Origin of the sequence: Streptomyces sp. NPDC091289 (assembly GCF_044757365.1) — a bacterium.
Taxonomy (GTDB): domain Bacteria; phylum Actinomycetota; class Actinomycetes; order Streptomycetales; family Streptomycetaceae; genus Streptomyces.
The window spans coordinates 495,490-504,508 of record NZ_JBIVUT010000001.1 but is presented as its reverse complement, the minus strand read 5'-3'; the positions used below and the strand labels follow the sequence as shown (position 1 = coordinate 504,508).

Here is a 9,019-nt window from a genome sequence, read left to right as displayed (position 1 = left end):
ACAACCCCCCCTGGGGGGGGGGGGGGGGGGGGGGGGGGGGCCCGCGCGGGGGGGGGCCCGGCGCCCCCGGGGGCGCCCGCCCCCCCCCCCGGCGCCCCCCGCCCGGCCGGGCGGTGCGCCGCCCCCGTCCCCACGGTGCGGCGCGGGTGGACCGTCCCCATCCGCTGGGACGAGCGGTCCACGTCTGTCAGGACTCCGGCGCGCCCGCCGTGAGTCCGAGGCTCGGGAGGATCGCCATCTCCACGAACCGGGTCAGATACGCCGCGTCGGCGTAGCGCCCCTCCAGCAGCGGCCGGGCGCGCATCACGCCGAGCAGCTGCGCCGCCACGAACTCGGCCCCCGGAAGGTCCCCCGCGATCTCGCCGCGCGCCTGGCCCCGCCGGACCATCGCGTCGATCGCCGCGATCTCCGGCAGGATCAGCGCCTCGCGCAGCGCGCACAGCAGCTCCGGGCTCTGGAGCGCGGCATGGCTGAGGGCGTGCATCAGCGGGGTGTCGCTCCCCGAGGCCTCGCCGATCGCGCGCGCGGCCTCCAGCAGGTCCCCGGCCAGCGTCCCGGTGTCGATGTTCGGGAGGCGCATCCGCCGGGTGCCGTGCAGCGCGGCCACGACCAGCTCGGGCTTGGAGCCCCACTGGCGGTACAGCGTCGACTTCCCGCACCGCGTGCGGGAGGCGACCCCCTCCATCGTCAGCGATTCGTAACCACCCTCCCGCAACAGTTCCAGCACCGCCGCGTAGAGCTCCTGCGCCCGCTCCGGTGTGATCTTCGACCGGCGGGACGTGAGGGCTGACTCCTGTGCGGAATCGGGCGACGGCATGGGCTGTACCTCCTGCGGCGGTGCGGTGAGGTTCTCGATACGCCAGTGTACCGATACGTACGTGTACCGATACGCCGACGTATCGGTACACTGGCGTATCGATACGGCGTGGATCTGACCGGGCCGTCCTGACACCGCTTCGCATCCAAGGGGGCACCGGGTGACCTACGCCCGCACCGAGCCCACGGACCAGGAGCCGGACATACGTGCCCGACCGCCCCTCGTCCGCGAGTTCCTTCTCGTGGCCGGACTCTTCCTGGCCTACAAGTTCGGCCGCCGGGCCGCCAACGGTCATGTCGAGGAAGCGTTCCGCAACGCGGGGAACGTGTGGGACCTCGAACGGGCCCTGCACCTCCCCGGCGAGGGCGCGGTCCAGGGACTGCTGCTGCACAGCCAGCCCCTGATCCACGCGGCGAACACCTACTACGCCACCGTGCACTTCCCGGCCACGGCCCTCTTCCTGGTCTGGCTCTACTGGCGCCGCCCCCGCCACTACGTCTGGTCGCGCCGCGTGCTCGCCGCGCTCACCGCCGCCTCCCTGGTGCTGCACCTGCTGTTCCCGCTGGCCCCGCCCCGGATGCTCCCGGCCGCCGGCATGGTCGACACCGGTCAGGTGTACGGGCCGACGGTGTACGGGCAGACGCCCGCGACCGACACGATGGCGAACCAGTTCGCCGCGATGCCCTCGCTGCACGTCGGCTGGGCCGTGATGGTCGCCGTCGGGCTGATCGCCGCCACCCGCTCCCGGTGGCGCTGGCTGTGGCTGCTGCACCCGGCGCTCACGCTGCTCGTCGTCGTGGGCACGGCGAACCACTACTGGCTCGACGCGATCGTCGTGGCAGCCCTGCTCGCGGTCGCCCTCGCCGCGTTCCGGCTGCCGCTGTCCGCCCGGGCCGTCCCGACGCGGCTGCCCCGGCCGGGCGCGTGGGGGAGCGGCGAGGGGATTCCCGTACCGGCGTACGCGGGTGGCGCGGCAGAGGCCGCGGCCTTCGCGCCGGGGGCTCCCGAGCCCGCCCCCGGCGCGACGGTCGTGCCGCCCCGGCCCGCCGAAACCGCTGCCGGTGCCGGGTCACCGGCGCGTACTCGGGCCGGAGCCGTGCGATGAACGCCACCCTGATCGCCGTCGCCCTCTCCCTCGTCTCCGCCGCCGCCTACGCCTCCGCCGCCGTGGCCCAGTCCCGGCTGGCCGGCCGCACCGACCCGTCCACCGGAGTCCTGCGGCTGCTGGGCCGGGGCGCCTGGTGGTCGGCGGTCGGTCTCAACGCCACGGGTGCGCTGCTGCACGTCGCCGCGCTCAACTACGGCCCGCTCACCCTGGTCCAGCCGCTCGGCGCGCTCACCCTCGTCGTCGCCGTCCCGCTCGGGGCGCGCGCCGCCGGGCGCCGGGTCGGCCGCGTCGAGTGGCGCGGCACCGCCCTGACCCTGCTCGGCCTCGGCGCACTGCTCCTGACCGCGGGCGGCTCCGCCCCGCACGAGACCCTCAGCCTCCCCGAGGCGCTCGGCGTCGGCGCGGCCACCATGGCGGTCGTCGCCGGGCTCAGCCGGCCCGGGGCCCGGCCGGGGCTGCGGCACGCGGCGGCCTCCGGAATCACCTCCGGTGTCGCCTCCGCGCTCACCCAGACCCTCACCGTCGCCGTCACCGACCACTCCGGCGGCCCGCTGTTCAGCTGGCGGCTGCTGACGGTGGCGCTGCTCGTCTCCGCCTTCGCGATGGGCGGCCTGCTGCTGTCCCAGACCGCCTACCGGGGCGGGCTCGGCGCACCGCTCGCCGTGGTCACCCTCGCCAACCCGGTCGCCGCCGCCGCGATCGGCCTGGCCCTGCTCGGCGAGCGCCTCCAGGGCGGGCCGGTCAGCCTGGTGCTCGCGCTCCTCGGTACGGCGGCGGCCGTGCGCGGGGTGATCCTCCTCAGCCGGGCCCAGGCGCGGCACACGGAGCACGGCGACGCGGCCGAGGAACCGATCGCCGCCCCGGTGGACCCGGTACCGGCGAGGGTCGTCATCGGCAGCCCCCGGCGCGCGGACCCCGTGCCGCTCGGAGGCGTACCGGACCCCCTCCCCGCGCACGCGAGCGGCTGACCGGGGCGCGGGGCGCGGGGCGTGAGGACGACCGGCGGGGCGGTCGGGACGTCCGGTTCGGCCGCCCCGCCGACCGCTCGGCCGCCCCGCCGACCGCTCGGCCGGTTCCGCCGGACCGCGACCGCTCAGCCGTCCAGGTCGGCGATGGCCCGGGTCAGCCAGCCGATCCAGAACGTCTCCAGGTCGATGCCGCCGCGCAGCACCAGATACCGCAGCCGGTCCTCGTCGGTCGTCGGCGCGGGGGTGAAGTTCCGCTCCTCGATCTCCCGGTACTCCGCGAGCTGCCGTTCGTGCAGGGCGAGATGGCGGCGCAGCTCCGCGCCCATGCCGTCCGCCCCGACGACCGCCGCCGCCCGCATCCGCAGCAGCAGCGGATCGCGGACCGGCCGGGGATCCTCGGGCAGCGCCACCCAGGCCGCCAGCTCCTCGCGGCCCGCGGGGAGCACCTCGTACTCCTTCTTCTGCCCCCGGGCGGGCACCGCCGTGGGCAGCGCCCTGATCCGCCCGGCCTGCTCCAGTTTCCCCAGCTCGCGATAGATCTGCTGGTGCGTCGATGACCAGAAGTAGCCGATCGACCGGTCGAACCTGCGGGTCAGTTCCAGACCCGAGGACGGCTTCTCCAGCAGAGCGGTGAGGATCGCGTGCGGCAGTGACATGGGGTGCATCCTAAGGACGTACGGGGACCCGGGGCGCCCGGCGGCTCACAGGGCGGCGGCGAGCTCCGTGCCCTGGCGGATGGCCCGCTTCGCGTCCAGCTCGGCCGCCACGTCCGCGCCGCCGATCAGATGGACCGGGACGGTGCCCGCCCGCAGCTCCTCGTACAGCTCGCGGCGCGGTTCCTGACCCGCGCACAGCACCACCGTGTCGACCGGCAGCACCCGCGGCTCACCGTCGACGGTGAGGTGGAGGCCCTCGTCGTCGATGAGGTCGTAGGAGGCTCCGGCGATCATCTCGACGCCCCGGTGGCGCAGTTCGGTGCGGTGGATCCACCCCGTCGTCTTGCCGAGCCCCGCGCCGACCTTGGTGGTCCTGCGCTGCACCAGGTGGACCGTGCGCGGCGACTTCGGACGCTCGGGGGCGCGCAGCCCGCCGCGCTCCGCGTAGGCGGTGTCCACGCCCCACTGCCGGAAGAAGGTGTCCGCGTCCAGGCTCGCCGCGTCGCCGCCGTCGGTGAGGAACTCCGCGACGTCGAAGCCGATGCCGCCCGCGCCGACGATCGCGACCCGGTCGCCGACCGGCGCCCCGTCGCGCAGCACGTCCAGATAGCTGACGACGTTCGGGTGGTCGGTGCCGGGGATCGCCGGGGTACGCGGCTCGACGCCGGTGGCGAGCACGATCTCGTCGTAGCCGTCCAGCGTTCCCGCGTCCGCCCGGGAGCCCAGCCGGACGTCGACGTCCAGCTCGGCCAGCCGCGTACGGAAGTAGCGCAGCGTCTCGTCGAACTCCTCCTTGCCCGGCACCCGGCGCGCCACGTTCAGCTGCCCGCCGATCTCGTCCGCCGTGTCGAACAGGGTCACCGCGTGCCCCCGCTCGGCCGCCGTGACGGAGCACGCGAGGCCTGCCGGACCGGCGCCGACCACGGCGACGCGTTTACGGGTCCGGGTGGGCGAGAGGACCAGCTCGGTCTCGTGGCAGGCGCGCGGGTTGACCAGGCAGGAGGTGATCTTGAGGCTGAAGATGTGGTCCAGGCAGGCCTGGTTGCAGCCGATGCAGGTGTTGATCGCGTCCGCGCGGCCCGCCGCCGCCTTCGCGACGAACTCCGGGTCGGCGAGGAAGGGGCGGGCCATGGAGACCATGTCGGCCCGGCCGGAGGCGAGGATCTCCTCGGCGACCTCGGGGGTGTTGATGCGGTTGCTCGTCACCAGCGGTACGGAGACCGCGCCGCGCACCTTCTCGGTCACCCAGCTGAACGCGCCGCGCGGCACGGAGGTGGCGATGGTCGGGATGCGCGCCTCGTGCCAGCCGATGCCGGTGTTGATGATCGTCGCGCCCGCCGCCTCGATCGCCTTCGCGAGCGTCACGACCTCCTCCAGCGTCGAGCCGCCCGGCACCAGGTCCAGCATGGAGAGCCGGTAGATCAGGATGAAGTCGTCGCCGACCCGCTCGCGGACCCGGCGCACGATCTCGACGGGCAGCCGCATGCGGTTCTCGTAACCACCGCCCCAGCGGTCGGTGCGGTGGTTGGTCGCGGAGACGATGAACTCGTTGATCAGATAGCCCTCGGAGCCCATGATCTCGACGCCGTCGTAGCCGGCGAACCGGGCCAGCTCCGCCGCCCGGACGAACTCCTCGATGGTCTCCTCGACCTGGTCGTCGGTCAGCGCGTTCGGGGTGAACCCGCTGATCGGAGCCTTGAGCGCGCTCGGCGCCACCAGGTCGGGGTGGTGCGCGTACCGCCCGAAGTGCAGGATCTGCATCGCGATCCGGCCGCCCGCCGCGTGCACCGCCGAGGTGATCTCCCGGTGCTGCTCCGCCTCCGCCTCGGTCGTCATCTTGGCCCCGCCGGGGAAGGAGCAGGCCCGCTCGCTGGGGGCGATGCCGCCGGTGACCATCAGGCCGACGCCGCCCCGGGCGCGCTCGGCGTAGAAGGCGGCCATCCGCTCGAAGCCGCGCTCGGCCTCCTCCAGACCGATGTGCATCGATCCCATGAGCACCCGGTTGGGCAGGGTGGTGAACCCGAGGTCCAGCGGGCTCAGCAGGTTCGGATACAGGCTCATGGGGGTCTCCTCCGCACAGGGTCGTCGGGTCAGTTGTAGACCACCGCCACGCCCTTATGCAACAAGTTGCACAATGATCTGCGTCGCACCCCGGCCCTTGGGGCGCCCGGCCCCCGCCCCGTACGGCGTACTCGGCCGCGCCCGGCCGCCACCCGCCGACGAGAGTGGGATCCGTACCCGAAACCCCCTCACCCCGGGAGTCCTCATGGTCTGCGTCAACCGGCGTGATCTCGGCCTGCTCGCCCTGCGCGTCGGCACCGGCGCGGTGCTCGCCGCCCACGGCAGCCAGAAGCTGGCCGGCTGGTTCGGCGGCGGAGGCATCCAGGGCACCGCGTCGGCCATGGAGGCGATGGGGTTCCACCCGCCCAAGCCCAGCGCCGTGGCCGCCGGACTCGGCGAGGCGGGCGGCGGCACGCTGCTGGCGCTGGGGCTCGCCACCCCGGCGGCGGGCGCCGCGGCCGCCGCGGCGATGGCGGGTGCGGTGGCCGTGCACGTCCCGGCGGGCTTCTTCGCCCAGGGCGGCGGCTACGAATACCCGGCGCTCCTCGGCTTCACCGCCGCGGCCATCGGACTGACCGGCCCCGGGCGCTACTCCCTGGACCATGTCACCGGACATGTCCTCGACCGCCCGTGGATGGTCGCGCTGTCCTTCGCGGGCGCGGCGGTCGCGGCCGCCACGGTGGTCGGCAGGCGGGCGAAGGGGCAGGCCGCCCAGCAGGCTGCCCAGAAGGAGGAGACCTTCCGATGAGCGAGGACCCCTCCCACCCCGACGTCCTGCCGGGTCCCGGCCCCGGCCAGGGACCCCGGCCGGGACCCGGCCAGGGGGAGACGCCGTGGCAGCGCGGCGACGGCCCGGCCGGGCCCGCGCCGGCGCCCGATCCGGGCAGCCTCTGGGTGACCGGCGGGGTGCTCCTGGCCGGGGTGCTGATGCTCTGCCAGGGCTTCGTGGCGGCCCTGGAGGGCATCGCGGCCCTGGCCGACGGAGACGTGTACGGCGACGTCGGCGAGTATCTCTACCGGATCAGCCTCACCGGCTGGGGCTGGATCCACCTGGTGCTCGGCGTCTGCGTGGCCGTCACCGGGGCCGCACTGCTCCTGGGGGCGCGCTGGGCGCGGGCGACCGGCATCCTCTTCGCCTCCCTGAGCCTCTTCGCGCACTTCCTCTTCCTGCCGTACGCGCCCCTCTGGTCGGTGATCGTCATCGCCCTGGACATCTTCGTCATCTGGGCCCTGGCGGCCTACCGGGACCCGGGATGGGCTCCGGGGGACGCCCTGCGCCGGCCTTAGGGCCTCTCGCGGCTGAGGGCCCCCGGCCACCAGGCCTTCGGCCCGATGTCCCGCACCAGCGCCGGGACGAGGAGCGACCGGACGACCAGCGTGTCCAGCAGGACGCCGAAGGCCACGATGAACGCGATCTGGAGCAGGAACGCCAGCGGGATCACACCCAGCGCGGCGAAGGTGGCCGCCAGGACGACGCCCGCCGAGGTGATGACCCCGCCGGTCGTGGTCAGCCCGCGCAGGATGCCCTCCCGGGTGCCGTGCCGCAGCGACTCCTCCCGGACCCGGGACATCAGGAAGATGTTGTAGTCGACGCCGAGGGCGACCAGGAAGACGAATCCGTACAGCGGCACCGATGCGTCCGTGCCGCTGAAGCCGAACACATGGGTGAAGACCAGCGCGGAAATCCCCAGTGTGGCCAGGAAGTTCAGCGCCACCGTCGCCACGAGCAGCACCGGCATGAGCAGCGAACGCAGCAGGAAGACCAGGATCACCAGGATGATCGCCAGCACCACCGGCACGATCAGCGTGCGGTCGTCCTCGGCCGTTTGCTGGGTGTCGTACCGCTGGGCGGTGTAGCCGCCGACCAGGGCGTCCGATCCGGGCACCGCGTGGACCGAGGTGCGCAGCGCGGCCACCGTCTCCTTGGCGCCGTCGCTGTCGGCCGGGTCCTTCAGGGTCGCGTCGATCCGGACCCTGCCGTCGACGACGAGCGGTTCGCCGCCCGGCCGGCCGCTCGCGCTCACCGCCGCGACGGAGGCCACCCCGTCGGTACGGTCGGCGGCCTCCGTGACCTCGGTCAGGCGGTCCGCCGCGGCGATGATCACCGCCGGATTGCCGGAGCCGCCGGGGAAGTGCTCGCCCAGCGTCTCCTGGGCGGCCACGGACGGGGCGTCGTTGACGAAGATCTCGTCGAGCGGCACGCCCTTGGAGGTGAGCGTGGGGGCGAACGCGGCACACGCGATCAGGGCCGCCAGGGTGATCGCCCAGACCTTGCGGGGCGACCGGTCGACGAGGGCCGCGACCTTGTGCCAGATGCCGTGACCGGACGCCGCGTCGGCGGGCCTGGGCTTCGCCGGCCAGTAGGCGGTCCGGCCCAGCAGCACCAGGACGGCGGGCAGGAAGGTGAGCGCGCTCAGGACCGAGCAGACGATGCCGATCGCGCCCACAGGACCGAGGGCCCGGTTGTTGGTGAGGTCGCTGAGCAGCAGGGCGAGCAGGCCCGCCGCCACCGTCGCGGCGCTCGCCGTGATCGGGCCGAAGGACTCGCGCAGCGCGACGCGCATCGCGCTGAACCGATCGCCGTGGACGGCGAGTTCCTCCCGGAACCGCGCGGTGAGCAGCAGGGCGTAGTCCGTGGCCGCGCCGATCACCAGGATGGACAGGATGCCCTGCACCTGACCGTCCACGCGCACGATGTCGTGGTCGGCGAGGACGTAGACGATCGCGCAGGACAGGGCGAGGGCGAACACGGCGCCGAGGATGATGAGGAAGGGCAGCAGCACGCTGCGGTAGACCAGCAGCAGAATGACGAGCACCGTGATCAGGGCGACCCCGAGCAGCAGCCCGTCGATGCCCGCGAAAGCGTCGGAGAGGTCGGCCTGGCTCGCGGCCGGGCCCGCCAGCTGAACCGTCGTGCCGGGCACGGACGCGCCCGCCTTCTCGGCCTCCTCCAGCACCGCCGGCAGCTCGTCCCCGAGATCGGGGCTCAACTGCACGATGCCCTGGAGCGCGAGGCCGTCCTCGGAGGGCAGGGCGGGGGAGGGCTCTCCGGCGACGCCGTCGCTCCCGGCCAGCGAGGCGAGGGCGCCGGTGGCGGCCTCCCGCTGCCCGTCGTCCAGCGGCGCGCCCTGCTCCGCCGACGTCCAGACGAGGATGACCGGCAGGGTCTCGTTCTGCTGGAACGCCTTCTGGGCGTCGATGACTTGGGTGGACTCCGCGTTCTGCGGCAGGAAGGCCGCCTGGTCGTTGGTGGCGACCTCGCCGAGCTTCCCGGCGTACGGGCCGAGCCCGCCGCCGATGCCGAGCCAGGCGATCAGCAGGAGGAAGGGGACCAGCCGGCGAACCGAACGTGCAGGGGTGGACATGCCTCTCCCGGGGGTGGAGATACCTCAGCAGGCACCTCGGCTGG

General features: G+C 74.0%; 8 protein-coding genes. 4 read left to right on the top strand and 4 right to left on the bottom strand.

Going from position 1 to position 9,019, the window contains the following annotated elements; all coding sequences use genetic code 11:
* Window positions 1-187 precede the first annotated feature (187 nt).
* Window positions 188-817, bottom strand: coding sequence for a TetR/AcrR family transcriptional regulator (locus ACIQPT_RS02110; RefSeq protein WP_401151557.1), 630 nt, complete (start codon window positions 815-817; stop codon window positions 188-190).
* A 160-nt stretch (window positions 818-977) separates the two neighbouring features.
* Between ACIQPT_RS02110 and ACIQPT_RS02105 the strand changes: the two genes are divergently transcribed.
* Both ACIQPT_RS02105 and ACIQPT_RS02100 read left to right on the top strand, forming a co-directional pair.
* Complete coding sequence (locus ACIQPT_RS02105) at window positions 978-1,922, top strand: phosphatase PAP2 family protein (RefSeq protein WP_401151554.1); 945 nt, start codon at window positions 978-980, stop codon at window positions 1,920-1,922.
* On the top strand, window positions 1,919-2,893 hold the full coding sequence (locus ACIQPT_RS02100; RefSeq protein WP_401151551.1) for a DMT family transporter: 975 nt from the start codon (window positions 1,919-1,921) through the stop codon (window positions 2,891-2,893). Before ACIQPT_RS02105 ends, ACIQPT_RS02100 begins: the two co-directional genes overlap by 4 nt.
* A 125-nt stretch (window positions 2,894-3,018) precedes the next feature.
* On the opposite strand, the gene ACIQPT_RS02095 is transcribed toward ACIQPT_RS02100, so the two are convergent.
* A complete protein-coding gene (locus tag ACIQPT_RS02095; protein ID WP_401151548.1) occupies window positions 3,019-3,549 on the bottom strand; it encodes a PadR family transcriptional regulator in 531 nt (176 codons plus the stop codon).
* Window positions 3,550-3,594: 45 nt separating this feature from the next.
* Window positions 3,595-5,610 (bottom strand): FAD-dependent oxidoreductase, encoded by a 2,016-nt coding sequence (locus ACIQPT_RS02090; protein ID WP_401151545.1) that lies wholly within the window; start codon window positions 5,608-5,610, stop codon window positions 3,595-3,597.
* A gap of 205 nt (window positions 5,611-5,815) precedes the next feature.
* On the opposite strand from ACIQPT_RS02090, the gene ACIQPT_RS02085 reads away from it, so the two are divergent.
* Entirely contained in the window at window positions 5,816-6,358 is a 543-nt protein-coding gene (locus tag ACIQPT_RS02085; RefSeq protein WP_401151543.1) for a DoxX family protein, read from the top strand.
* The gene (locus ACIQPT_RS02080) at window positions 6,355-6,897 is read left to right on the top strand and encodes a hypothetical protein (protein WP_401151540.1); all 543 of its coding nucleotides are present in this window, start codon (window positions 6,355-6,357) and stop codon (window positions 6,895-6,897) included. The genes ACIQPT_RS02085 and ACIQPT_RS02080 overlap by 4 nt, the downstream gene beginning before the upstream one ends.
* Here ACIQPT_RS02080 and ACIQPT_RS02075 read toward each other — a convergent pair.
* Complete coding sequence (locus tag ACIQPT_RS02075; RefSeq protein ID WP_401151537.1) at window positions 6,894-8,975, bottom strand: MMPL family transporter; 2,082 nt, start codon at window positions 8,973-8,975, stop codon at window positions 6,894-6,896. The two genes, ACIQPT_RS02080 and ACIQPT_RS02075, sit on opposite strands and share 4 nt — an antisense overlap.
* Window positions 8,976-9,019: the final 44 nt, after the last annotated feature.